Raw genomic sequence first — 24,739 nt, 5'->3', positions numbered from 1 at the left:
GATAAAAAAAATGAAACAAGTATCAGGGGTATTTGATCTGGCATTCAATAATTAATTTTTATTCTTTTCCTCTTGACTAATCGTAGGAAAGAGCGATTGACAGTGTGTAAGGAAATTGTTACTCTGATTAGTGAGGAGTAATAAAAGAATAAAGGAGTTTTAAAATGAAGAAAAAGTGGCGTATTTCATTGGCAACAATCTTAGTTGTGTTGGGCACAGGCATTACGGTTGTGACAGCCAATGAAGAGGGGATCGCAGAAAAATCAGTTTCAAAACAAGCAGCGTTAGGAAATACAGAGTTGATACCATTTCAGCTTTTGGGAATTAATGATTTCCACGGCGCTTTAAATACGACAGGCTCATTTTATAATGATGCTGGGGAAAAGACTGCAAACGCAGGAACGGCTCCCTTACTGGCCGGCTACATGAATCAAGCGGAGGAGCACTTTGCTAAAGCGAATATTGGCGCACAAACACTGCGCGTTCAAGCAGGCGATATGGTTGGTGCAAGTCCGGCGAGCTCCGGATTACTACAAGATGAACCGACCATCAAAGTCTTAAATCAAATGAAAGTTTCCGTAGGCACAATCGGCAATCACGAATTCGATGAAGGGCTGGCGGAATTCAATCGCATTATGAAAGGGGATAAGCCTGCGAATGATCCCTACGGTATTCTGGCGGATTATCCTAGAGAAGCCTCAAAGACAGAGTTGGTCATTGGAAATGTCGTTAAAAAAGGAACGGAAGAGATTCCGTTTGGCTGGAAGCCTTATACGATTAAGGAAGTCGGAACAGGTACCAAAAAGGTCAAGGTTGGTTTTATCGGCGTAGTGACCGCTGAAATTCCCAATCTTGTTTTAAAAGAACATTATGAGCAATACGATTTTTTGGATGAAGCGCAGACCATTGCTTATTATGCCAGCGAATTAAAAGACAAAGAGAAAGTCAATGCAATTGTTGTATTAGCGCATATTCCTGCAACAAGTAAAGACAATAAAGTCGCTGGTGAAGCAGCAGATATTATGAATAAAGTAAACAAAATTTATCCGGAAAATAGTGTGGATGTGGTATTTGCGGGACACAATCATCAATATACGAATGGTGTAGTAGGACAAACACGAATCGTACAGTCCACCTCCCAAGGAAAAGGCTTTATTGATGTACAGGGAACACTTGATCCGCAGACGGCTGATTTTGTTGAAACCCCCAAAGCACAGGTCTTACCTGTTGATCCAACTGACAAAGATGTGCCGAAAAGCGATGAAAAAGTAGCGGAAATAGTGAAGGATGCGGAGCAGCGGGTAGCATCTGTGACAAATAAAAAAATCGGGACAGCCAAAAATCAAACTGCGATTACCAGAGAAGTCAATACCAATAAGGAATCACCTTTAGGAAACTTAGTTACAGATGCGCAGGTAGCTATGGCGCGTGCAAACGGGATTAAAGCTGACTTCGCCATGACAAATAACGGCGGCATTCGCGCAGATTTGGAGGTCGGTGAAAACCGCACCATTACTTGGGGAGCGGCACAGGCGGTACAGCCTTTCGGTAATATTATGCAGGTTGTTAAAATGACCGGTGCGCAGATTGAGCAAGTCCTAAATGAGCAGTATGATGAAGAAGAACGTTATTTTCTACAAATTTCAGGCTTCACCTATACCTATGAAAAAACGAATGTAAAAGAGACCCCTTATAAAGTCAAAAAAATGCTGAAAAAAGACGGCACACCGATCCAACCGCAGGAAACCTATTTGGTTGTGATTAACGATTTCTTATTTGGCGGTGGCGATGGTTTTGCAGGCTTTACGCAAAGTACCTTAGTTAATGCTATTCAGCCAGATACAGAAACCTTTATCAGCTATATTGAAGGGAAAGAGGCTGCGGGGGAATGGATTGATGCGGCGATTGAAGGACGGAAAACATTGGTTGACGCAAACTCAGAAAAGCCGCTGGAACCAACACCAAAGCCACCGCAAGATACCGATACTTCTGATGACTCAGATACATCGAAGGATCAAACGACAGCAGTTGAGAAGCTTAAAGCAGCCACTATTTTCGATCCCTTATATGCGGGCGATAAGTATCTAATGGGTGTGACCTTACCAAGAGCCACCATTAGTCTTTTCCAAGGAAATGCACCGGAAACGGCACTTGAAACAGCGAAAGCTTCCTCTGGTCAGGTAGTTGCCCAAGCAAATGAACAAGGAATTATTCGGATTGATGTAGCTTCCTTCAATTTGAAAGAAAAAGAGACATTGACTGCTGTTGTTTCTGATCAACAACAAAATAAAGTAAAATTTTTAATCGAAGTGCAGCCGAAAAGAACGGATAAAACCGATGACTCTTCATTGAATTCCAAAGAGCTGCCGGAAAGCACGACTAAAAAGAATTTGCCGCAAACCGGAGAAAACCACTCGTTAATGTATGTAGTTGCTGGCAGCACGACTGTTAGTCTAGGCATATGGTTCTTTTTAAAGAAAAACGGATAATATAATTTAACAAAACAGCAGCCCAGTTATGCTTTTATGATAACTGGGCTGCTGTTTTACTTTTGAAAGAAAATGTCGATAAGCAATTTTTAAGTAATAGTTAATATTGCTGCACAAAATGATAATAATTACTGTAGGTTTCATCTAATTATAGTTTAAAACACGAACATTAAAAATATTTTATGGGATAAAAGTTAATATTTTGTTGAATTCCTTTTAACGCTCACTTATACTTTAAAAGTATTGAAAAGAGAAGCAGCTATTCTTTGTTAAAGTAGTATTTTTTCATTTGAATAGGTGTAATTTCTAGCAAAGAGGAGAGAAAGAAGTTCATGGAAAAGTTTTTCAAGTTAAAGGAAAACAACACAAGTATTTCAACGGAAATGATGGCAGGGATAACGACGTTTTTTGCAATGAGTTATATCTTATTTGTTAATCCGTCTATATTATCTCAAACAGGAATGCCGTTTCAAGCAGTCTTTTTAGCGACAATTGTTGCTTCAATTATTGGGACCTTAGTGATGGGCTTATTTGCCAATGTTCCTTATGCACAGGCACCGGGAATGGGCTTGAATGCTTTCTTTACCTTTACTGTGGTTTTTGGTCTGGGTTACACTTGGCAACAGGCGCTGGCAATGGTCTTTATCTGTGGGTTGGTAAACATTGTCATCACAGTAACAAAAATTCGTAAGCTGATTATTAAATCAATTCCGGAAAGCATGCAGCATGCAATCGGTGGCGGTATCGGGATCTTTGTGGCATATGTCGGTATTAAAAATGCACGTTTATTGGACTTTACTGTTCAAGCAAAAGCTGAAAACGGCGTAGTCAACGGCGACAGCATTGTACCTGCTTTAGGGAACTTCAATAATCCGGAAATTATTCTAGCCGTTATTGGGTTAGTTTTAACAACAATTTTAGTTATTTTAAACGTTCGCGGCGCAATTTTAATCGGAATAGTGGCTACGACAATCATTGCGATTCCGCTAGGTGTAGTAGATTTATCTACTATTGACTGGCAAACAAACTCTCTGGGAAATTCTATTAATGAATTAGGAAACACCTTTGGCGCTGCTTTCGGAAAAGACGGCATGCAGTCATTGTTTAGCGATGCTTCAAAAATTCCTCAAGTAATAATGACGGTTATTGCGTTTAGCTTGTCAGATACTTTTGATACGATTGGTACCTTTATCGGCACAGGCCGCAGAACAGGCATTTTTTCTAAAGAAGATGAGCTTGCACTGGAAGACAGCAAAGGCTTTTCTACTAAGATGGATAAAGCGTTGTTTGCAGATGCGATCGCTACTTCAATCGGTGCGGTTTTCGGCACATCAAATACAACAACTTATGTTGAAAGCGCAGCTGGGATTGGTGCCGGCGGACGAACTGGGTTGACTTCAGTAGTCGTTGCTGTGATGTTTGCACTAAGTAGCTTATTTTCACCGCTAATTGCTATTGTACCGGCACAAGCAACAGCGCCTGCCTTAATTTTAGTCGGTGTTATGATGTTAGCCAGCTTTAAAGATATTGAATGGACAAACTTAGAAGAAGCTGTTCCTGCTTTCTTTGCTTCCATCTTCATGGGCTTATGCTACAGTATTTCTTACGGGATTGCGACCGGCTTTATCTTTTACGCTGTTGTAAAAGTAGCCAAAGGGAAAGCAAGAGAAGTATCACCCATTCTATGGATTGTCAATGCACTATTTATTTTAAACTTTATTATTTTAGCGATTCTTTAATTCCTTTAAAGGAAAATAACTTATGATTCTTTTGCTCTACAAGGCTGTTCCAGCTTTGTAGGGCTTTTTTTTTCAGCAATTATTTTTTGAGTGATTGACAAATTTGGAGTATAGTTAATAGTGAAGAATTTGTGAGGTGTACGCATAATATGATAATTGATTGGAAAAAGAATTTAATGGTTGCTTGGTTGGGGTGTTTTTTTACAGGTGCCAGTATTAGTTTGGTGATGCCGTTTATTCCGGTGTATGTGGAACAGTTGGGCACACCTAAAAGTCAGGTAGAGCTGTTTTCTGGATTAGCTATTTCAGTTACTGCATTTGCCGCAGCGATTGTAGCGCCTATCTGGGGTAATATGGCTGACCGTAAAGGACGAAAAATAATGATGATTCGGGCTGCTGCAGGGATGACCATTACGATGGGATCACTGGCTTTTGTACCGAATGTCTATTGGCTGCTAATCATGCGTTTTTTCAATGGCATTCTTTCCGGGTATATTCCGAATGCTACGGCGATGATTGCTTCACAGGCACCCAAGGAAAAAAGCGGTTGGGCTCTAGGAACGCTTTCGACTGGAGCGGTGGCGGGAACTTTAATCGGGCCATCTTTTGGCGGGGCGCTAGCACAATGGTTTGGTATGGAAAATGTGTTTATCATAACCGGTGCGGTCTTGCTGATTACTACCTTATTAACTATCTTTATGGTGAAGGAAGATTTTAAACCAGTAGAAAAACATGATCTACTAACAACGAAAGAAATTTTTTCAAAAATGGATCATGTGTCCATTTTAATTGGCTTGTTTGTTACGACGTTGATTTTACAAATTGGTGTGACCAGTATCAGTCCTATTTTAACCCTCTATATTCGTTCGTTAAGCGGTAATACGGGCAATATTTTATTTGTCAGTGGCTTAATTGTTTCGGTGGCCGGTGTTTCTGCAGTGATTTCTTCGCCCGTTTTAGGAAAATTAGGTGATAGAATCGGGAATCATAAAGTGTTGTTGGCCGGCTTGGTTTTATCGCTGATTTGCTATTTGCCAATGGCCTTTGTTAAAACACCTTTTCAATTAGGGTTGCTGCGCTTTTTCTTAGGTTTTTCAACGGGAGCGCTCATGCCATCAGTCAACACCTTAATCAGCAAAATCACGCCTGCAGAAGGTGTTAGCCGTATTTATAGCTACAATCAAATGTTCAGCAATTTTGGGCAAGTTTTAGGTCCCATGGTTGGTTCTACGGTTGCGCACGGCATGGGATATAGTGCGGTATTTATTGTTACGGCCTGTTTTGTTCTAGGAAATATCTGTTTATCCACCTTTAATTTTCGCAAAATTTTAACAAAACGTTTCTAAACGGTTGAAAACATAAAAAAACCAGTTACAATGTTGATAGTAACTGGTTTTTCTTATAGTACACGAGCTCGTTTTGTTTTAAGCTATTTCTTTCAAAGCTAAGGCAGCTTTGAGACGCGGCAATACAGCAAAACGGATTAATGCACGCTTTGGCCGGCTCTTTTTTTAGATGGTGCTAATTGACCGATCAATAAGATAATGACGCCGGCTACTAATGATATAATAGTGGTTGCCATGAAATCATAAGTGCCGCCTGTTAAGGCTCCGCCAATATAACCAACGACTTGTCCTAATAAAAAGGACCATAACAATGCAAGAATGTAACGCATGAATTGCACCTCTTTTCTAGCTATTAGTTTAGCACATTTTTAATAAATGTAAAGAAATTGAAAGTTACATTTTCAGTGAAATTATTATACAAAGGAGATGTCCTATGCCTTTTCCACAGCTTTATACCATTACTTCTTATTCCTTGCTTTCCAGTACCATTCGCATCAAGGAATTTGTTCAGCAGGCAAAAGAGGCCGGGTATACTTCTTTAGCCATTACGGATCTCAATGTTTTACATGGTGCGATCGAATTTTTTGAAGCCTGCCAGAATGAAAATATCCAGCCGCTGATCGGTCTGGCTCTTGAATATACACCACAAAACAGCGAACAAACCGCTTTACTGCTTTTGTATGCAAAAGACTTGCAAGGGTACCAGCATCTTATGCGAATTTCCAGCCAAAAAATGACGAGCGGTGCAATTTTTTATTTAGATGAGATAAAAGATTATTTGACTCATTTGTTCGCTGTGATTCCTCCTGACAAAGGTGAGCTTTCGATTGCAGTGAAAAATGAAGAGCAGGGGCTCAAAAATCTTCAGTATTTAAAGCAGTTATTTGATCCGGATTCATTATTTGCCGGCGCTTCTTTTACCTGTAATCCACAGACGGATGCTGCATTGTTTCAATTTTTCAGTCGTCGAGAAGTACCGCTAGTTGCGCTGCAGGAAACGCGGTATTTACAACGAGAAGACGGTTTTTCCCTGAAGGTATTGCGGCACATCGAAAAAGGACAGCCCATGACACTAAATGCCGAAGAAACGACGATTGAAAGGCCGTATTATTTACGTAGGCAAGCAGACGCTGCTGCACAATTAGAAGCATTGGCTGGAAAACAAGCGCTGCTGCATGCCGCAGAATTGGCTGCCGCTTGTTCATTGGAAATTCCGTTGCATCAACGCTTATTGCCGCATTATCCGATAGCTAACGGCGCTTCAGCAGGTGACTACTTAAGGGAATTATGTCTTAAAAAGCTGCCGGAACGAGTCGCGGAAGTGACCGATGTCTACGAAAAACGACTGCTTAAAGAGCTTGATATCATTCATACCATGGGTTTTGATGATTACTTTTTAATTGTCTGGGATGTGATGGCTTTTGCGCATCGTCAAAAAATTGTCACTGGTGCTGGACGGGGCTCTGCCGCCGGTTCCTTGGTTTCTTATGTTTTAGCGATTACCGATGTCGATCCAATTAAGTACGATTTGCTTTTCGAACGGTTTTTAAATCCGGAACGTCATTCCATGCCTGATATTGACTTGGATATTCCAGATAATCGACGTGAAGAAGTTCTATTGTATGTAAGAGAAAAATATGGGCATTATCATATGGCACAAATTGCTACGTTCGGCACGATGGCTGCCAAAATGGTATTGAGAGATGTAGCGCGTGTGTTCGGCTTGTCTCAAAGTGAATCGAATCGCTGGTCGGCTGCTGTTCCAAATGCGCTGAAAATGACATTGAAAACGGCGTATGCTGAATCGAAAAAATTAGTCGAGCTAGTCAATGCCAATGAAACCAATCGATTATTATTCGATACGGCAGTACGTTTAGAAGGCTTGCCGCGTCATGTTTCCACCCACGCAGCAGGAGTGGTAATCAGCGATATCGATCTTTTAGAGCTGGTGCCGCTGCAGCCGGGCTCAAATGATATTTTGCTAACGCAGTTTACTATGAACGATGTAGAGAAAATCGGACTGCTGAAAATGGATTTTCTGGGCCTGCGCAATTTATCGATCATTGATAATGCAATAAAATCAATCAAGCGAGTAGAAAAACAAGAAATTGTTTTAAACCAAATTCCGCTGAATGACGAAGCAACCTTGGCATTGTTTAGAAAAGGGGAAACTAGCGGTGTATTTCAATTTGAATCAGCGGGGATACGAAATGTGTTGCGTAAATTAGGCCCGACAAGTATTGAGGATATTGCCGCGGTTAATGCTTTGTATCGTCCGGGCCCAATGCAAAATATTGATTTATTTATTCGCAGAAAGAAAGGTCTAGAGCCGATTGATTATCCCGATGCGATTTTAGAACCGATTTTAAAAAATACGTATGGCGTGATTGTTTATCAGGAGCAAATTATTCAGGTTGCTTCAACGATGGCTGGCTTTTCTTTAGGTCAGGCGGATATTTTAAGACGAGCAGTTAGTAAAAAGAAAAAAGATGTACTAGATGAAGAACGAAAGCACTTTGTCGCCGGTGCTGTCGCCCAAGGGCACAACACTGAAACAGCGACAATGGTTTATGATTATATTGAGCGTTTTGCCAACTACGGCTTTAACCGATCTCATGCCTTTGCCTATTCATTTATCGGCTTTCAAATGGCTTACTTAAAGGTTCACTATCCAGGCGCATTTTATGCGGCAATCCTGCATTCCGTTCGCCACAATCCTACTAAAATTAAGGAATATATTGGTGAAGCCAGAAAGCATCAGATGACGATTATCCAGCCTTCAATCAATACAAGTCAGTACAGCTTTTACTTAACGAATGATAATAAAATCATGTTTGGCTTCAGCTCTTTAAAAGGCATTCGCAGAGATTTTATTCAAAATATTTTAGATGAACGTAAGGAGCGTGGACCGTTTCAATCGTTCGATCAATTCTTATTGCGAATTGACCGTAAATGGCTGAAGGCCGAGAATATTCAGCCGTTGATTGCAATTGGCGCTTTTGATGAGCTTGAGCCGAATCGCCGTAAACTGGCTACCAGTCTTGATAGTGAGATTCAAAACATCAGCTACAGCGGCGGCAGTATGGATTTATTAGAAGATACCTTGAAATTGAAAGAAGTCGAAGTAGCTGATTATTCATTAGAAGAAAAGCTAGAGCAGGAAGAGCAGTTTCTCGGTGTCTATCTTTCAGGACATCCAACTGAAGAATTCAAAAAAACACGCTTAGCCAAACAAGTCATGCTAATCAGCGACATTGTTGAAAAGCAAACGGTTCGTCTATTGATTTATGTGAAAGACGTACGAGTGATTCGTACGAAAAAAGGTGAGCAGATGGCCTTTGTAGAAGGTGACGATCTGACAGGTTCATTGTCGTTAACGTTGTTTCCGGCGGTCTTTCGAACCTTGCGCCAAAATGTAGAAAACAATCAGGTCTACTATGTTGAAGGCAAAGTCGAAAAAAGCAACTACAATCAAGAACTACAGCTTCTAGTCAATCAGATTGTCAAAGCTGCCGAAATTGAACAGCACATTAGCCCAACTACCTGTTATTTGAAAATAATAGAAGAAAACGATCGCAAAGAAGTTCTGCAAGAAGTTAATAAAATTATTCAAGCCAATAAAGGCACCGTGCCGGTCATTCTCTATTTCGAAAAAGATCGTCGGAAAATCGTGCTTAATGAAGCAAGCTGGCTTGATGATTTACCAGAAACAAAAGAACAATTAGCCGCCGTTTTAGGCCGAGAAAATGTTGTTTTCAAATGATTTACGGTAAAAAATACTAATTGTTTTCATCTTTTTTCATTTTTTTCTTCTTAAATCAAGACATTTTGCACTATTAATGGTAAAATGAGTCACGTAATATTTTTGAGTAATGAATTACTGTGACATTCAAATGTTGCAGCTTAAAAGTATAATATATGAGGTGAACGAACGAATGAAACGCATCGGTATTTTAACCAGCGGGGGCGACGCCCCAGGAATGAACGCTGCAATTCGCGCAGTGGTACGTAAAGGAATTTATGACGGAATTGAAGTCTATGGCATCAACTACGGTTTTGCCGGACTTGTAGCTGGCGATATTCGCCGCTTGGACATTGCAGATGTCGGCGACAAAATTCAACGTGGTGGAACGTTCTTATATTCTGCTCGTTATCCAGAATTTGCGACCGAAGAAGGACAATTAAAGGGTATCGAACAATTGAAAAAATTCGGAATTGAAGGCTTAGTTGTCATCGGTGGAGACGGTTCTTACCACGGCGCAATGGCGTTGACTAAACGCGGCTTTCCAGCAGTAGGAATTCCAGGGACGATTGATAATGATATTCCGGGAACTGATTTTACTATCGGCTTTGATACAGCGATTAATACTGTATTAGAATCAATCGACCGGATTCGCGATACTGCGACTTCACACGTGCGGACATTCGTTATTGAAGTAATGGGACGCGGCGCAGGCGATATTGCCTTGTGGTCAGGCGTTGCCGGTGGTGCAGATGAAATTATTATTCCAGAGCATGATTTTGATATGACGCATGTTGCAAAACGAATTAGAGATGGACGCGACCGCGGGAAGAAACATTGCTTAATTATTTTGGCTGAAGGTGTTATGGGCGGAAATGAATTCGCTGAAAAACTTTCTGAATACGGTGATTTCCATACGCGTGTGTCTATTTTAGGCCATGTGGTTCGCGGCGGCTCACCAAGTGCACGCGATCGTGTATTGGCAAGTAAGTTCGGTTCATATGCTGTTGAATTATTAAAAGCAGGCAAAGGCGGACTATGTATTGGCATGCTGGACAACCAAGTTGTTTCTGCAGATATCGTTGATACCTTAGAAAACCACAAACACAAGCCTGACTTATCACTTTATGATTTAAATCAAGAGATCTCATTCTAAGCATCTCTTGAGGAAAATAGATTACTGTTCAAACTCGGTATAAACAAAATTGGAATAGGAGCGTTTAGTAATGAAAAAAACGAAAATCGTATGTACGATCGGACCCGCAAGTGAATCCGTAGATATGCTAGTAAACTTAATGAATGCAGGGATGAATGTTTGTCGCTTGAACTTCTCTCATGGGGATTTCGAAGAACACGGCAATCGCATCAAAAATATCCGCGAAGCTGCTAAAATTACCGGCAAACGTGTAGCGATCCTTTTAGATACAAAAGGTCCTGAAATCCGCACAAATGACATGGAAAACGGCGCAATCACTTTGAAAATCGGGGATATCGTGCGTCTTTCTATGACGGAAGTTCTAGGTACTAACGAAAAATTCTCCATTACCTATCCAGAATTAATTAACGATGTACATGTTGGTTCTCATATTCTTTTAGATGATGGCTTAATTGATTTAGAAGTAACTGATATTGATCGTGCAGCAAACGAAATCGTTACAGAAGTGAAAAACGAAGGCGTATTGAAAAACAAAAAAGGCGTTAACGTACCTGGTGTTTCTGTTAACCTTCCTGGGATCACAGAAAAAGATGCGGCTGATATTCGTTTCGGTATCGAACAAGGAATTGACTTCATCGCAGCAAGCTTCGTTCGTAGAGCGACTGATGTTTTAGAAATTACACGTATCTTAGAAGAAGAAAACGCAACACACATCCAAATTATTCCTAAAATCGAAAACCAAGAAGGTATCGACAATATCGATGACATTCTAAAAGTTTCAGACGGATTAATGGTTGCCCGCGGCGATATGGGTGTTGAAATCCCGACTGAAGACGTTCCCGTTGTTCAAAAAGAATTAATCAAAAAATGTAATGCTTTAGGTAAGCCAGTTATCACTGCAACACAAATGCTTGATTCTATGCAGCGTAACCCTCGTCCGACTCGTGCCGAAGCCAATGACGTGGCCAATGCTATCTATGATGGTACAGATGCCGTTATGTTATCTGGTGAAACAGCTGCCGGGGATTATCCTTTAGAAGCAGTTCAAACAATGGCTAGAATTGCTATTCGTACAGAAGAAGCTTTGATTAACCAAGATTCATTTGCATTAAAACTATACAGCAAAACAGACATGACAGAAGCTATTGGTCAATCTGTAGGTCATACAGCTCGTAACTTAGGGATTCAAACAATCGTGGCTGCGACTGAGTCTGGTCATACAGCCCGTATGATTTCTAAATATCGTCCAAAAGCACATATTGTTGCGATTACGTTCTCTGAACAAAAAGCACGCAGCCTATCTTTATCTTGGGGTGTTTACGCGACCGTTGCTGAAAAACCATCTAACACAGATGAAATGTTCAATTTAGCAACACAAGTATCTCAAGAAGAAGGCTTTGCCAGCGAAGGTGATTTGATCATCATCACTGCCGGTGTTCCAGTTGGAGAAAAAGGAACAACTAACCTAATGAAAATCCAAATGATCGGTTCAAAACTTGTGCAAGGACAAGGAATCGGTGAAGCTTCAGTGATTGCTAAGGCAGTTGTGGCTCAAACAGCAGAAGAAGCTGTTGCTAAAGCAACAGAAGGTTCTGTTTTAGTTGTGAAAACAACAGACAAAGACTACATGCCTGCAATTGAAAAAGCAGTGGCACTCGTTGTTGAAGAAGGCGGCTTAACTTCTCATGCAGCCGTTGTAGCGATTGCTAAAGACATTCCTGTTATCGTAGGCGCACAAGATGCAACTAGCCTAATTAAAAACGATGAATTGATTACTGTTGACCCTCGTCGTGGTATTGTATACCGCGGAGCTACTACAGCAATCTAAACGTAAAAATTATGACCGCAGTAGAAGACATGTTTGTCTTCTGCTGCGGTCTTTTTCTGTTCGAAAATTACAGGCTGAGTTTTTGATTGTAGATATAAGCTGAAATATGTGCTACTTCTTTTGGCGAAAATTGAATACTGTAGATTAATTCCAATGTTCTTAATTCACGGTAAATCAATGAATCTTCTGCGGCATTACTTGCTGTTCTTTTGAGTGGAACTAAGCTATCAATCAAGCTGGCCATATGACAGAGCAGCCCAATTTTAGTTTCTGTAGGTAGTTGCGTTTTCAACTCCAGTTCCATGAGGTCAAGCCAATTTTTAATATTTTCTAAAAGAAGCACTCCGTCTACCTGCTTAATCATAGGCGCAACATTATCCAAGGCTAAATGAAAAGAAAATTCAAAATCAATTAGCTGCTGAATTTGATTAAGGGTGGCCACGTTAAAAATCTGTGCAAGATCAAAATGAGGACAATGCAAGGACTCAATCTGAAAAGTGCTAATGTAACAAAGAATGGTTCCTTGCTTCTTTAAAGCGTTTAATTCCTTTTCCAGCTCACAGCTGTCGGTAATTTGGAAGGCTTTGATTTCAGTATTTTCCTGGTAAAGCGCCAATTTTTTTTGTAAAAGATTCATAATTAGACGGGCTGATCCGTTGCCGGTCGTACACGCGGTTACGATAAAGCTCTTGTTCTTTTTACCATTTTCGACAAGATTGACGGGCTTCGTTGCATGAGTGATTTTTTGAATATCCAAAACAATATCCTCTAAAGCATAACCTAATTTAGCTTTACGACTGGCTTCGATGACATGAAGGCTGCTGACTAAATCAACAGAACGCACTTTGCAGTTTGTTCGTTCTTCTAATTCAGCGGGAAAATTGATCAATGAGCCCATATCCGTTAATAAAAGAGCTTCTTGCTGTTGTGTTTGTAAAAGGTACGCTTCTATTTCAGATAAAATACTCGTAGGCTGACAGGTTAACGGCATGTTAAAACCGACCACTTCTGAATCTTCCAGCAGGTCGTTGGCTAAGTCAGCTAAACTCGTTGCAGTTGTCTGACCATGGGCCGCTACCAGAACCTTTACTTTTTTCTTTTGCTTTGAAAGAGTTTGAGTTGTTAAGAACAGAGTCAAAAAACCAACTTCATCTTCGGGAAGCGTTACGGTCAAGCCTTCTTCGATAATGTCTTTATGCGCTAAAGCAGTTTCGAAATAGGTCTGATGCTTTTTTTTGATTTCTGCCAAACGAGGATTAATAATTTTCTGGCCTTCTTCGATTCGCTGCTTAAGATTTTGCAGATGAATTGCTAAACCAGAAACAATATTTTCTGAAAAAGTTTCTAGTGTCGAGGCGCATGCTATGAGAAAGCTTCTGGCGGTAGTGACGATTTCATTACCAACAAGATTAACAATACTATCGTGATTTTTTTCCGTTCGTGTATAAATGGAATGGAAAAATTCTTGAATTGTTAAATCCAATACTTCCATAATGGCCTTTTGAGTCAAGCCGATTTTTTCCATATCGGCTATTTTTCGTTCAATCAGCTGGTAGATGTCATTGCTTCCTTCGTTGTCCAAAGTAATGTCGTTGCGTTGATTTTTTTTAAAGGTAATAAAGCGCTCGTTTCTGGAAGGCAGCAGCTGCCACAGCTCACTTCTTTGTTCAGAAGAATACAACCCCTCTTTGATGTAGGGCGGCAGATCATAGCTGGTAATAATAATGACGGAATCTCGATTGGCTATAGTGCGGGCATAGCCCTGAGCACATAAAAGCTGCACATCTGTTTTGAGCTGTCCGATATTGTTGGTACAAGGATAGCTGAGTAGCGCGCGTAATGTATTCATAGAAATTTTAATGTCGAGATTTAAGTTTTTTGCCTCTGCATCAAAAAAAGCAGAGACAAGTGTCAGACGTTCATTTAAACCGCGGGCACGTAACGGCGGCAAATAAATTTTCATCGGGATTCTTCTTGTAAAGGTTTGTAAAAGTGCAGAATCAAGATTTTCAGTTGTTGCACAGATCAGCTGAAGATTTGCTGTGCGCTCAAAGTTCGTTTCGCCTAAACGATGAAATACCTTTTTATCAATAAAGGTAAACAGCATTTCCTGAGCTTCTGGTGTTAATCGATGAACTTCATCAAGAAACAAAATCCCGCCATCAGCTTCTTCCACCAAACCTGCTTTATCGTTCACTGCGCCAGTATAAGCACCTTTGGCTACACCAAACAGCTGACTTAAGATCAATTGAGGATTGGTCGCGTAATCTGCACAGTTGAACACAATCAATCTGCCGTCTTTTTCTATTCGTCCTTGTTCTAAGGAAAAATGATAAATCATTTCAGCAAACATACTTTTACCGACACCGGTTTCACCGTTTAATAAAATATGCATGCGTTGCGGCGGATAGAGAACCGCTGCTTTCGCTTGCTCAATTGAATTTCTCAAACTGGGGTTTCTTTGGCTGAAGGTTTCCAGATTTTTTTGTTCATTAAGCATGTGTAATGAAAAGTAAATGGGTTTGGTTCCTTCTTTGATTAATCGCTGTTCTTTGACAAGCGTGTTTAAATCGCTGCTGGCATTTGCCCGACTAATCCCTAATTGCGCTGCAATCTCTTGGGCCGTCATTTTTGTTCCTGCTGCTGCTCGTGTAAAAAAATCATAAATTCGTTCTATTCGTTGCATGATGAAAACCCTCCCACAGTATCCTACCTTCTATTGTAGCCCTGTCCTAAAGCGTTGTCAAAGTAATCTGTTTCGAGTTTTGTTAAAAGTGTTTCGGTATTCGAAACACTTTCGATTTATCTCCTGAGAAATCATGATTACAGCTGCTTTTTGAATGTTTGGCACGAGAATTGCTAATAATAAAGTGAAGATGAAGGAGGATGTATATGGAAAATGAAGTGATGCAAATTATTGTCTATGCTGGGAATGCTAAATCGATTGCGATGCAAAGCATTCAAGCCGCTAAACAAGGAGATGATGAGCGCGCGCAGCAAAAGCTGACTGAGGCTGAAAAGAACTTGACCGAAGCTCATCACGCCCACGCTAAGATTTTAAGTGAAACGGCGGCCGCAAAAGAAACAGCAGTAAATCTTTTTATCGTCCATGGCGAGGATCATATGATGGCGGCGATTACTACTATTGATTTGGCAAAAGAATTCGTCAAGGTTCATAAAAGAGTCAGTGCATTGGAAAATGAGATTGCTCAACTTAAAATATTAATGAATAAATAGGAGGAAAACAGGATGAAAATTTTGTTAGCTTGTGCTGGCGGCATGTCAACGGGAATGCTTGTACAAAAAATGGTAGCTTACGCAAAATCACAGGGAATTGAAGCAGAAATTGCTGCCTACGGATTAGGTGAACTAAAGGAAGTAGTGGCAGGGACCGACGTCATTTTATTAGGTCCGCAAATTGGCTTTCAACAAGAAGAGGTGCAACAAAAATATCCCACGATTCCTGTCGCGGTCATTGACATGATGGATTATGCCATGATGAATGGGGAAAAAGCGTTTAAATTGGCGCAAAAGCTGCTGACAAACGAGGAGGAGTAAAGAAGCATGCAAAAAAGTAAGTTCAATGTTAAACTGAATGATTTTATCGTAAAATTTTCCAATAATATTGTTGTGAAAACTGTTGCCAACGGAATGATGCTGACCTTGCCGATTACGATTGTAGGGAGTTTGCTGATGGTGGTGCAGATGATTCCTAATTTGCCGGAAGTCATCGCTCAGGCCTGTACAATGGGAACAACAATTACCAGTAGTTTCATCGCAATTTATGTTTTATTAGGTATGTCGTATAGCATGGCGAAAGAGCTGGATAGTATTGTACCGGCATCGTTGATTATTTCGATTGCCAGCTTTTTCTTAGTAACCCCTGTCACGAACTTTGACACAGGCGGAGACAAACCGGTTGCCGCTTTAGAGATCAGCTATTTAGGCTCAAAAGGTATTTTTGTCGCAATGATTGTAGCTATTCTAGTTACTTGGTCATTTGCCAAGCTTACTGAGAAAAAGATTTCCTTTAAAATGCCGGAAAGTGTTCCACCTTTTGTTTCAAAGACCTTTGAAGCGATTATACCTGCTGCTATTATTTTTATTGTAACAATTATTATCAGTCTGATCTTTACAAAAACCAGCTTTGGCAATGTACATGATTTTATCTATTCCATGCTGCAAACACCGTTAGAAGCGTTGGGAAATAACATCTGGTCTGCGTTGTTCTTGATGTTTCTTTCTGAATTATTGTGGTGGTTCGGTATTCATGGAAGCAACGTTACCATGTCTATCTTAACCTTGTTATACGCAGCACCGGCTTATGCCAATATGGAAGCTGTAACCGCAGGCGGAAAAGCGCAAAATATTATTAACCTTTTCTTCCTTGATGCGTATAAAGGCCCGCGAGCCTTGGCTTTAGCTGTAGTATTATTATTGATTTGCCGCAGTGAAAAATTCAAATCAATCGGCAAAGTATCTATTATTCCAAGTATTTTCGGGATCACTGAACCGATGAAATTTGGTATTCCACAAATTTTAAACCCAGTCTTGTTTGTTCCCTTGACCTTAGCTGCACCGCTTTGTATTGGGATTGCGTACGTGGCATCAATCATTGGTTTTTTACCAGTCACCAGCTTAACGGTTTCAAAAAATATGCCAACCTTTATGACTGGTTTTATGGCTGGCGGCTGGCAGGGTGTTGTGGTTCAATTGATTCAGTTCGTTGCTGTAGTTCTGCTGTATCTACCTTTTATGAAAAGATTAGATAAGCAGGAGCTTGCTTTAGAGACGCCAACTCCAGAAGCAGTGAATGAGTAAAAGTGAAAGGAACTTGCTAAAAGGAAGTGGGAATAAAATGAAAAATTTAACCGTTGAACGAACGGAGAACTATTTGAAATTTAGTTTAGATCAGCGTGATTCTGGAAGGTTCAAAGTTAATGTGAGTAAAAATCCTCTAACGCTTGCACTGGATCATACCCTTACACTGGACTTTTCTGAAGGAAGTGCATTTTTACCTGTATCTGAAGTGAAAGGGCGAGAATTTTATTCTTTAATTGCGCCAGATCATCAAGCAGTTGGTGCTGAACGTAGAGTGGCTCTTCCTAGTTTGTATAATTGCAGAGACTTAGGTGGCTACGTCACCACAGATGGTCGTTTGACAAAATGGGGCTATTTCTATCGCTCAGATGCACCCGATCATTTAACGAAGCACGATGTTGCTTTTTTAAGTGAAATGGCGCTTGCTGCTGTTGTTGATTTTCGTTCACCTAAAGAAATCGCTCATAATCCCGATAATTATTTTGCTGAAAAACGACATTATCAATTTGATCCCCATGCTGAAGTAGCGAAGGAAGCGAGCTTGATGCCGGCAAAAGGTGCGGACAAGGATCAACAAAAAGTAGCGAAGCTTCTTGAACTAGCCAAGACAAAGGCGGGGCAACAAAGGTTAGTGGAAATGCAGCAGCAAATGGTTTATCAAATGGAGGAGCTTGTATTGTCAGCAGCAGCACAGCAGGCCTACACGGACTTCATGAAAGTACTAGTACGACAAGAGGTGCCGTGTCTGTTTCATTGTCAAGGTGGCAAGGATCGTACCGGTTGGGCTGCGGCTATAATCTTAGGCCTATTAGGTGTTCCTGAAGAGACGATTTATCAGGATTATTTCTTAACGGAGATTAACAACGAACCTCGTAATCAAGCTCGAATGGCTATTTATCAACAATACACGGACAATGCATTTGTCTTGGATTATTTAGCTTCTTTACAAAAAACAAAGCGAGCTTATCTCGACAGTGCGTTTAACGCCATGAAAACACATTATGGAACAATGGAAGCTTATGCAAAGCAGGCTTTAGGAATGAATCAAGAGACTATTGAACAATTCAAAGAAATGTATCTATATTAATTGAATGAACGTGAGGCTGGGACAGAAGCGTTAAACTCCGAGAAATAAGAAGGAGTTGCTTCTGCTTCCGCCGTTTATTCGTACTTAGAGCGTGAAGCAAAAGTGTTATTTACTTTTGTCTCACGCCCATTACTTACGAATAAACGGTGGCCGAAGAACCTAAACGACTTTTGGCTCAACCTCCTTAGTTTCACACGCCTGATCGCAACTATTCCACGACTAGCGCTCTGATCTATTTCGGATATACAGCAAACCGTGCATCCTGTAGTGGAAATAATTGAATGGGACCGCCGTAAAACTTCGTTAATTTTTCCTCGCTGAATAATTCCTCTTGCGTGCCTTTTGCAAAGATTTCGCCATTTTTAAGTAGCATCAAACGATCGAAGCAGGGCAATATTTCTTCGGTATGATGCGTAACATAAAGCATTGTAGGATGATTTTTTTGAGTGGCAATCTGTTGAATTTGAGCTAATAGCTTTTCACGAGCGAATAAATCCAAACCGTTACAAGGCTCATCTAAAATCAACAGCTCCGGCTCCGTCATTAAGGCTCTGGAAATCAGAACCAGCTGTCGTTCTCCCTGAGATAAGACCTCATATTTTTTTCCGATTAAGGCTTCCCCGCCGGCTTCTTTTAAAATCGTTTTTGCCCGATCCAGGTCAGCTTCTGTATAGTGCTGGTAAATACCAATACTTGCGAATTTTCCGGACAAAACAATTCTTTCCGCCGTTTCCCAGTTTTTGATACGATATTGTAAAGCGGTACTGACCCAGCCGATACGCCGCTGCAGATCGGGGATGGATGCTTGACCGAAGACTTGATCCAACACCTCCAGCCGGCCTTTTGACGGCCATAAGTAGCCTGACAGCAATTGTAAAAGCAAGGTTTTGCCGGCGCCGTTTAAGCCGAGAATCGCCCAATTTTCACCAGAGTCAACGCGCCAGCTAACGTTATTTAATAATGCTTTTTTATCCCGAATAAAAGAAACATGTTCAAATTCAAATGCTTTCATACTAATTCCTCCTTTGCTTTATTTTACCATTAAAACGAACGATTAAAACCCGACGACTGAAAAAAGCTGAAAGAAGCCGCAGCTGTCAAGAAAATTTCATTGACAAAGCTTTCATCCCCCTGTATAATTGCTTTTGTTGCGTTATGAGGTGATGAATATGAAATGGTCTTTATTAGAACTTAATAAATACAAAGACAAGCCATGTGAATTTTCAGAGATACTTGATTTAAAAGCTTCTTTGATGAGAAGAGACGATCAGATTCTAGATGTTAGTCCGGCGAAAGTGGATGGACTTTTAACAGTAGGAAATGATGAATATTTAATTCATTACAGGATTGATGTTATTGTAACTGTACCATCTTCACGTTCTTTAACGCCGGTACCGCTGCCGATTAAGATTGATGTTTCTGAAGTTTTTATGACGACAGAGCAATATCAAAATCGCAAGGAACAAGTGCCGGAAGAAGAAATCATCATCCTGGAAAAACCAACGATTGATTTGAATGAATCAGTCGAAGACAACATTCTCTTGGCAATTCCGCTGCAGGTTCTTACCGATGAAGAGCAGCACAGTCATGAAATGCCTAAAGGTGATGACTGGGAAGTACTCTCTGAAGAAGACTATGCTAAGAAAAAGCAGGCAGAAGCACAACAAATAACGGATCCTCGTCTTGCTAAATTATCAGAGTTGTTCAATGAAACATCTGAAGATGACGATAAACAGTAAGATTGGAATATATTGTGCAGTATTTGCACACATCTTTACAAGGAGGTGGAACACCAATGGCAGTACCAGCTAGAAAAACTTCTAAAGCAAAAAAGGCGAAACGCCGTACTCATTACAAATTAACAATTAAAGGTTTGAATGCATGTTCAAACTGTGGTGAAATGAGAAAAAGCCATCACGTATGTCCTGCATGCGGTCACTACGATGGAAAAGATGTCGTTTCTAAAGAAGCATAAAACATTTTTCTGAAAATGTTAAATCCCTTAGGCTAACCATGGAGCCTAAGGGATTTATTTTTTATTTGAAAAAATAAAGAAAGCGGATTACCACGTTTGTTTCACTAGAATTAAAAAAATCATGGCGAATATATAGAATAAATCAAACTATTTTGTTTTCATATCAAGCATTCTACGTTATAATGGTGTAGATTATAAGAAAATTCTAATGAATTTCTTTTCAAAGACAGTAGGAGGATACAAGATGACAAAACAACAATTTGGTGTAGTCGGAATGGCCGTAATGGGCAAAAATTTGGCATTGAATATCGAAAGCAGAGGCTATTCGGTTGCTCTATTTAATCGTACAGGATCAAAAACAACCGCAGTGGTGGAAGAACACCCTGACAAAAATTTTAAAGCGACTTACACAATTGAAGAGTTTGTAGACTCTATTGAAAAACCGCGTCGAATTATGTTAATGGTTCAGGCTGGTTTTGCTACAGATGCAACGATTCAAGAATTATTACCACATTTAGATAAAGGCGATATTTTAATTGACGGCGGAAACACGTTCTTTAAAGATACCATTCGCAGAAACGAAGAGTTAGCAAACTCTGGCATTAACTTCATCGGTACAGGCGTTTCCGGTGGTGAAGAAGGAGCGTTAAAAGGACCTTCAATTATGCCGGGCGGACAAAAAGAAGCCTATGAGCTGGTTGCGCCGATTTTAGAAAAGATTTCTGCTAAAGCCGAAGACGGTGAACCTTGTGTGACTTACATTGGCCCAAATGGTGCGGGACATTATGTAAAAATGGTGCATAACGGTATCGAATATGGCGATATGCAGCTGATTGCTGAATCTTATGACTTAATGAAAAATATTCTGGATCTTTCTGTTGACGAAATGGCTGATATCTTCAAAGAATGGAACAAAGGTGAGCTTGATAGCTACCTTGTTGAAATCACAGCAGACATTTTAACACGCAAGGACGACGAAGGAACCGGGCAACCGATTGTTGACGTAATTCTGGATGCTGCCGGCAACAAAGGAACAGGTAAGTGGACAAGCCAAAGTGCTTTAGATTTAGGGGTACCGCTACCGTTGATTACCGAGTCGGTTTTCGCTCGCTTTATATCTGCCTATAAAGACGAACGTGTAAAGGCTAGTCAAGTACTAGGCAAGCCGGAAGTGGCACCTTATCAAGGGGACAAACAAGAATTAGTTGAAAAAATTCGGGAAGCTTTGTATTTCAGTAAGATTATGAGTTATGCACAGGGCTTTGCTCAATTACGTGTGGCTTCTGAAGAATACAATTGGGATTTGCCATTTGGTGAAATTGCTAAAATTTGGCGTGCCGGCTGCATTATTCGGGCCCAATTCTTACAAAAGATTACGGATGCATATGATAAAAATCCTGCAATTGAAAATCTTTTGCTCGATGAGTATTTTACAGATATTACTAAAAAATATCAGCAGTCCGTCCGTGACGTGGTTTCATTAGCTATCCAAGCTGGAGTTCCCGTTCCGACATTTGCTTCTGCCATCGCATATTATGATTCCTATCGTTCTGATCGTTTGCCGGCTAACCTTATCCAGGCACAAAGAGACTACTTTGGTGCTCATACTTACCAAAGAGTGGATAAAGAAGGTACGTATCATTACAGTTGGTATCACGAAGAATAATATGTTGGAAAACCATGAGTCATTGTCTCGTGGTTTTCTAACTGTAAATTTATAAAAATAAGGAAGAAAATAGGTTGTGACTAGCTTTTTGAGTTGAAAGTGGTATAATGTATAGGCTTTAAGATAGCTTTTAAAAGAGAAAGGACAAATAACCAATGAGTAATATTCTAATTATTGAGGATGAAAAGAACTTAGCCCGTTTTGTAGAGCTTGAATTAAAACATGAGGGTTATACAACGGAAGTTCACTTTAACGGCCGTACAGGATTGGAAGCGGCGTTGAATAATGATTGGGATGCTATCCTTTTAGATTTAATGTTGCCTGAGCTAAATGGACTAGAAGTTTGCCGCCGTATTCGTCAGGTTAAAAATACACCTATTATTATGATGACTGCGCGTGATTCTGTGATTGACCGAGTATCCGGCTTAGATCATGGTGCGGATGATTATATTGTTAAACCTTTCGCTATTGAAGAATTACTGGCACGCCTGCGCGCACTACTTCGCCGTATTGATATTGAAGGCGATAAGAATGTTGCAAAACAAACCACGATTACTTATCGCGATTTAACCATCGAAAAAGAAAATCGTGTGGTGCGCCGCAATTCTGAAATGATCGAATTAACAAAACGTGAATACGAACTACTATTAACGTTAATGGAAAATGTGAACGTCGTATTAGCGCGTGATGTTCTATTAAATAAAGTTTGGGGCTATGAAACAGAAGTAGAAACCAACGTAGTTGATGTCTATATTCGTTATCTACGTAATAAAATTGACGTTCCCGGAGAAGAAAGCTATATCCAAACAGTCCGCGGAACCGGCTACGTGATGCGCTCGTGAAAAGAATCAAAATGAAAATAGCTGAAAGACAAGAACTGAAGGGGCCTTCTTTAACTATAAAGTGGGCTCTTGCAAGTTCTTTCTTCATATTCGTCGTCTTTACCATTTTCTCAGTCATTACTTATAAATCCTCGGTTCGGCTAATCGTTGAAAAAGAACGAGAGAATATTGAAAGAACGGTAGCAGAAGTTGCCAATCGCTTGTCTAATGCGAAAGAAGAGTTGACTGTTTCGGAAGTCTACGAAAGATTAAAAGCCCCAAGCGTGGATGAAAATGATCTAACGAATAAAAAAGTCGCTGTTGAAGGTTCCTTAATGGAGATGGACAATATGCTTTCTGAGCTAGGTCAACCCGCCTTATTTTTATCCGTCTACGATACCAATGGAACACTACTATTTGAAACACAGAAAGAAAAAAACGTCCTAGTTAAAAAAGCAAAGCAAACGGCCGTGATTAAAACAATTGATGATACAACCGGCTTTCTAATTATTCAACCTGTTTTTTCACAAGAAAATAGAGAAAAGATTGGTTATATTCAAGGATTTTATGAGCTTTCCTCGTTTTATGATATTAGAAACCGTTTGTTGTTCATATTGATCATTCTAGAAATAATTTCGCTAATTTTAAGTAGCATCTTAGGCTTTATTTTGTCTTCATACTTCTTAAAGCCGCTTAAGGTCTTACGTGATACCATGGACACGATTAGAAAAGATCCACAGTCCAATATTCATATGCCTGATATTCATTCAAATGACGAATTAGCTGATCTGGCAGAAATTTTCAACGAAATGCTTGATCGTATGCGTCGTTACATTGAACAGCAGGAACAGTTCGTTGAAGACGTGTCTCATGAACTACGGACACCTGTAGCGATTATTGAAGGACACTTAAATCTGTTAAATCGCTGGGGGAAAGAAGATCCGGAGGTTTTAGAAGAATCCTTACAAGCTAGTCTACAGGAAATTATTCGTATGAAAAGTTTAGTACAGGAAATGCTGGATCTTTCTCGGGCAGAGCAAGTGGATATTCAATATTCAAACCACACGTCCAATGCGAAACAGGTTGTTTATCAAGTCTTTAACAACTTTAAAATTCTTTATCCTGATTTCGCCATTACCTTAGATGATGATCTGCCGCATGAAGAAGTACTGGGAATCTACCGCAATCACTTTGAACAGCTGCTTATTATCATATTGGATAATGCGGTCAAATACTCTACTACTAGAAAAGAAGTCCATATTTCAATTTCAAAAACATTAAATGAATTTGAAATAGCAATTCAAGACTTTGGCGAAGGGATTCCGGAAGAAGATTTGGATAAGATTTTTAACCGGTTTTATCGTGTCGATAAAGCAAGAGCGCGCAATAAAGGTGGTAACGGTTTAGGACTCTCTATTGCCAAACAATTAGTAGAAAACTATAAAGGCCGAATTGATGCCGAAAGCGTTATTCATCAAGGAACGATTTTCAGAATTTATATTCCTATTATAGAAAAGAATAAAACGAAAGAGCAGGATAGTTAAATTCCTGTTCTTTTCTTTATTTTAAACGAATGTTTTAACGAAAAAGCCTTGAAACTATATAGAAAAAACGAATGCTTGGATAAAGAAGCTGACTTTCGTTCGCTAAGAAAAAAAAGAAGAAAAATATGCCATTTTCTAGTTGCTTTTTATGATAAGAATTGTTATATTTATACATGTTCTAATGAACATATTTTATTACAAGAAACGAATTAAAAAAATCTTTAATTTGCTCTTGACGAATAAAAGAAAGTCATGATAGAATAACAAAGTTGTTAAAACAAATAACGAAAAAAACTTGAATTATCAAGAAAAAAGTTGTTGACAAATAACAACATACCTGTTAAACTAATGAAGTTGTCGTAAGAGATTCGATAACATCACGCAGAAAAAAACTTTGAAACTTTTGAAAAAAAGTGTTGACATCAAATCGAAGATTTGATATGATGTAAAAGTTGCTGCGAGGTAACAACGTAGACCTTTGAAAACTGAACAAAGTAAGACGAACCAAATGTGTAGGTTGTTTTT

At 39.8% G+C, this 24,739-nt stretch carries 18 protein-coding genes; 15 read left to right on the top strand and 3 right to left on the bottom strand.

What is annotated here, in order from left to right; all coding sequences use genetic code 11:
- Positions 1 to 164 precede the first annotated feature (164 nt).
- The 3 genes from ABH902_RS15415 (at position 165) to ABH902_RS15405 (ending at position 5,574) form a co-directional block, all read left to right on the top strand.
- Complete coding sequence (locus ABH902_RS15415; RefSeq protein ID WP_404592245.1) at positions 165 to 2,489, top strand: 5'-nucleotidase C-terminal domain-containing protein; 2,325 nt, start codon at positions 165 to 167, stop codon at positions 2,487 to 2,489.
- A gap of 332 nt (positions 2,490 to 2,821) precedes the next feature.
- Complete coding sequence (locus tag ABH902_RS15410; protein ID WP_404592243.1) at positions 2,822 to 4,228, top strand: NCS2 family permease; 1,407 nt, start codon at positions 2,822 to 2,824, stop codon at positions 4,226 to 4,228.
- Positions 4,229 to 4,377: 149 nt separating this feature from the next.
- Complete coding sequence (locus ABH902_RS15405; protein WP_404592241.1) at positions 4,378 to 5,574, top strand: multidrug efflux MFS transporter; 1,197 nt, start codon at positions 4,378 to 4,380, stop codon at positions 5,572 to 5,574.
- Between the two features lie 137 nt (positions 5,575 to 5,711).
- Here the strand turns inward: ABH902_RS15405 and ABH902_RS15400 are convergent, their stop codons facing one another.
- Positions 5,712 to 5,903 carry a YjzD family protein gene (locus ABH902_RS15400; protein WP_154778372.1) on the bottom strand — a complete coding sequence of 64 codons (192 nt, stop codon included), beginning with the start codon at positions 5,901 to 5,903 and terminating at the stop codon, positions 5,712 to 5,714.
- A 104-nt stretch (positions 5,904 to 6,007) separates the two neighbouring features.
- On the opposite strand from ABH902_RS15400, the gene dnaE reads away from it, so the two are divergent.
- From dnaE to pyk, 3 genes are all read left to right on the top strand, one after another.
- Positions 6,008 to 9,337, top strand: coding sequence for a DNA polymerase III subunit alpha (gene dnaE / locus ABH902_RS15395; RefSeq protein ID WP_404592239.1), 3,330 nt, complete (start codon positions 6,008 to 6,010; stop codon positions 9,335 to 9,337).
- Positions 9,338 to 9,509: 172 nt separating this feature from the next.
- Positions 9,510 to 10,472: a 6-phosphofructokinase gene (gene pfkA, locus ABH902_RS15390; RefSeq protein WP_404592236.1), complete on the top strand. Its 963-nt coding sequence runs from the start codon at positions 9,510 to 9,512 to the stop codon at positions 10,470 to 10,472.
- A 70-nt stretch (positions 10,473 to 10,542) separates the two neighbouring features.
- Positions 10,543 to 12,300: a pyruvate kinase gene (gene pyk, locus ABH902_RS15385; protein WP_404592234.1), complete on the top strand. Its 1,758-nt coding sequence runs from the start codon at positions 10,543 to 10,545 to the stop codon at positions 12,298 to 12,300.
- 67 nt (positions 12,301 to 12,367) lie between these two features.
- Here the strand turns inward: pyk and ABH902_RS15380 are convergent, their stop codons facing one another.
- A complete protein-coding gene (locus ABH902_RS15380; protein WP_404592232.1) occupies positions 12,368 to 14,986 on the bottom strand; it encodes a sigma-54-dependent transcriptional regulator in 2,619 nt (872 codons plus the stop codon).
- Positions 14,987 to 15,192: 206 nt separating this feature from the next.
- Between ABH902_RS15380 and ABH902_RS15375 the strand changes: the two genes are divergently transcribed.
- Genes ABH902_RS15375 through ABH902_RS15360 form a run of 4 tightly spaced genes read left to right on the top strand, consistent with a single transcriptional unit; the run spans position 15,193 to position 18,208 of the window.
- Entirely contained in the window at positions 15,193 to 15,537 is a 345-nt protein-coding gene (locus ABH902_RS15375) for a PTS lactose/cellobiose transporter subunit IIA (RefSeq protein ID WP_404592230.1), read from the top strand.
- A 12-nt stretch (positions 15,538 to 15,549) separates the two neighbouring features.
- On the top strand, positions 15,550 to 15,858 hold the full coding sequence (locus ABH902_RS15370) for a PTS sugar transporter subunit IIB (protein WP_404592228.1): 309 nt from the start codon (positions 15,550 to 15,552) through the stop codon (positions 15,856 to 15,858).
- Positions 15,859 to 15,864: 6 nt separating this feature from the next.
- A complete protein-coding gene (locus ABH902_RS15365) occupies positions 15,865 to 17,121 on the top strand; it encodes a PTS sugar transporter subunit IIC (RefSeq protein ID WP_404592226.1) in 1,257 nt (418 codons plus the stop codon).
- Between the two features lie 37 nt (positions 17,122 to 17,158).
- Complete coding sequence (locus tag ABH902_RS15360) at positions 17,159 to 18,208, top strand: tyrosine-protein phosphatase (RefSeq protein ID WP_404592224.1); 1,050 nt, start codon at positions 17,159 to 17,161, stop codon at positions 18,206 to 18,208.
- Between the two features lie 232 nt (positions 18,209 to 18,440).
- Here ABH902_RS15360 and ABH902_RS15355 read toward each other — a convergent pair whose 3' ends face one another.
- Positions 18,441 to 19,220, bottom strand: a complete 780-nt coding sequence (locus ABH902_RS15355; RefSeq protein ID WP_404592222.1) for an ABC transporter ATP-binding protein — start codon at positions 19,218 to 19,220, stop codon at positions 18,441 to 18,443.
- Between the two features lie 157 nt (positions 19,221 to 19,377).
- Here ABH902_RS15355 and ABH902_RS15350 point away from each other — a divergent pair, with 157 nt between their 5' ends.
- The 5 genes from ABH902_RS15350 to ABH902_RS15330 all read left to right on the top strand — a co-directional run bounded on the left by ABH902_RS15350 (position 19,378) and on the right by ABH902_RS15330 (position 24,214).
- Positions 19,378 to 19,947 (top strand): YceD family protein, encoded by a 570-nt coding sequence (locus ABH902_RS15350; RefSeq protein ID WP_404592220.1) that lies wholly within the window; start codon positions 19,378 to 19,380, stop codon positions 19,945 to 19,947.
- A 56-nt stretch (positions 19,948 to 20,003) separates the two neighbouring features.
- A complete protein-coding gene (gene rpmF / locus ABH902_RS15345; RefSeq protein ID WP_154778378.1) occupies positions 20,004 to 20,183 on the top strand; it encodes a 50S ribosomal protein L32 in 180 nt (59 codons plus the stop codon).
- 244 nt (positions 20,184 to 20,427) lie between these two features.
- On the top strand, positions 20,428 to 21,849 hold the full coding sequence (gndA, locus tag ABH902_RS15340) for an NADP-dependent phosphogluconate dehydrogenase (protein WP_404592217.1): 1,422 nt from the start codon (positions 20,428 to 20,430) through the stop codon (positions 21,847 to 21,849).
- Between the two features lie 155 nt (positions 21,850 to 22,004).
- Positions 22,005 to 22,691 carry a response regulator transcription factor gene (locus ABH902_RS15335; protein WP_154778380.1) on the top strand — a complete coding sequence of 229 codons (687 nt, stop codon included), beginning with the start codon at positions 22,005 to 22,007 and terminating at the stop codon, positions 22,689 to 22,691.
- Positions 22,692 to 22,702: 11 nt separating this feature from the next.
- Positions 22,703 to 24,214, top strand: coding sequence for an ATP-binding protein (locus ABH902_RS15330; RefSeq protein ID WP_404592215.1), 1,512 nt, complete (start codon positions 22,703 to 22,705; stop codon positions 24,212 to 24,214).
- The last annotated feature ends 525 nt before the right edge of the window (positions 24,215 to 24,739 follow it).

It is taken from the genome of Enterococcus sp. UD-01, assembly GCF_044909655.1.
In the GTDB taxonomy this organism is placed as follows: Bacteria; Bacillota; Bacilli; order Lactobacillales; family Enterococcaceae; genus Enterococcus_L.
The sequence above is the reverse complement of the archived record's forward strand: the minus strand, read 5'-3'. Positions and strand labels throughout refer to the sequence as shown.

Coding starts and splice junctions, on each gene's coding strand:
- ABH902_RS15380 (WP_404592232.1), bottom strand. CDS start 14,986: ATGCAACGAATAGAACGAATTTATGATTTTTTTACACGAGCAGCAGCA.
- ABH902_RS15365 (WP_404592226.1), top strand. CDS start 15,865: ATGCAAAAAAGTAAGTTCAATGTTAAACTGAATGATTTTATCGTAAAA.
- gndA (WP_404592217.1), top strand. CDS start 20,428: ATGACAAAACAACAATTTGGTGTAGTCGGAATGGCCGTAATGGGCAAA.
- dnaE (WP_404592239.1), top strand. CDS start 6,008: ATGCCTTTTCCACAGCTTTATACCATTACTTCTTATTCCTTGCTTTCC.
- ABH902_RS15335 (WP_154778380.1), top strand. CDS start 22,005: ATGAGTAATATTCTAATTATTGAGGATGAAAAGAACTTAGCCCGTTTT.
- ABH902_RS15350 (WP_404592220.1), top strand. CDS start 19,378: ATGAAATGGTCTTTATTAGAACTTAATAAATACAAAGACAAGCCATGT.
- ABH902_RS15410 (WP_404592243.1), top strand. CDS start 2,822: ATGGAAAAGTTTTTCAAGTTAAAGGAAAACAACACAAGTATTTCAACG.
- pfkA (WP_404592236.1), top strand. CDS start 9,510: ATGAAACGCATCGGTATTTTAACCAGCGGGGGCGACGCCCCAGGAATG.
- ABH902_RS15330 (WP_404592215.1), top strand. CDS start 22,703: ATGAAAATAGCTGAAAGACAAGAACTGAAGGGGCCTTCTTTAACTATA.
- ABH902_RS15405 (WP_404592241.1), top strand. CDS start 4,378: ATGATAATTGATTGGAAAAAGAATTTAATGGTTGCTTGGTTGGGGTGT.
- pyk (WP_404592234.1), top strand. CDS start 10,543: ATGAAAAAAACGAAAATCGTATGTACGATCGGACCCGCAAGTGAATCC.
- ABH902_RS15375 (WP_404592230.1), top strand. CDS start 15,193: ATGGAAAATGAAGTGATGCAAATTATTGTCTATGCTGGGAATGCTAAA.
- ABH902_RS15400 (WP_154778372.1), bottom strand. CDS start 5,903: ATGCGTTACATTCTTGCATTGTTATGGTCCTTTTTATTAGGACAAGTC.
- ABH902_RS15360 (WP_404592224.1), top strand. CDS start 17,159: ATGAAAAATTTAACCGTTGAACGAACGGAGAACTATTTGAAATTTAGT.
- ABH902_RS15355 (WP_404592222.1), bottom strand. CDS start 19,220: ATGAAAGCATTTGAATTTGAACATGTTTCTTTTATTCGGGATAAAAAA.
- rpmF (WP_154778378.1), top strand. CDS start 20,004: ATGGCAGTACCAGCTAGAAAAACTTCTAAAGCAAAAAAGGCGAAACGC.
- ABH902_RS15415 (WP_404592245.1), top strand. CDS start 165: ATGAAGAAAAAGTGGCGTATTTCATTGGCAACAATCTTAGTTGTGTTG.
- ABH902_RS15370 (WP_404592228.1), top strand. CDS start 15,550: ATGAAAATTTTGTTAGCTTGTGCTGGCGGCATGTCAACGGGAATGCTT.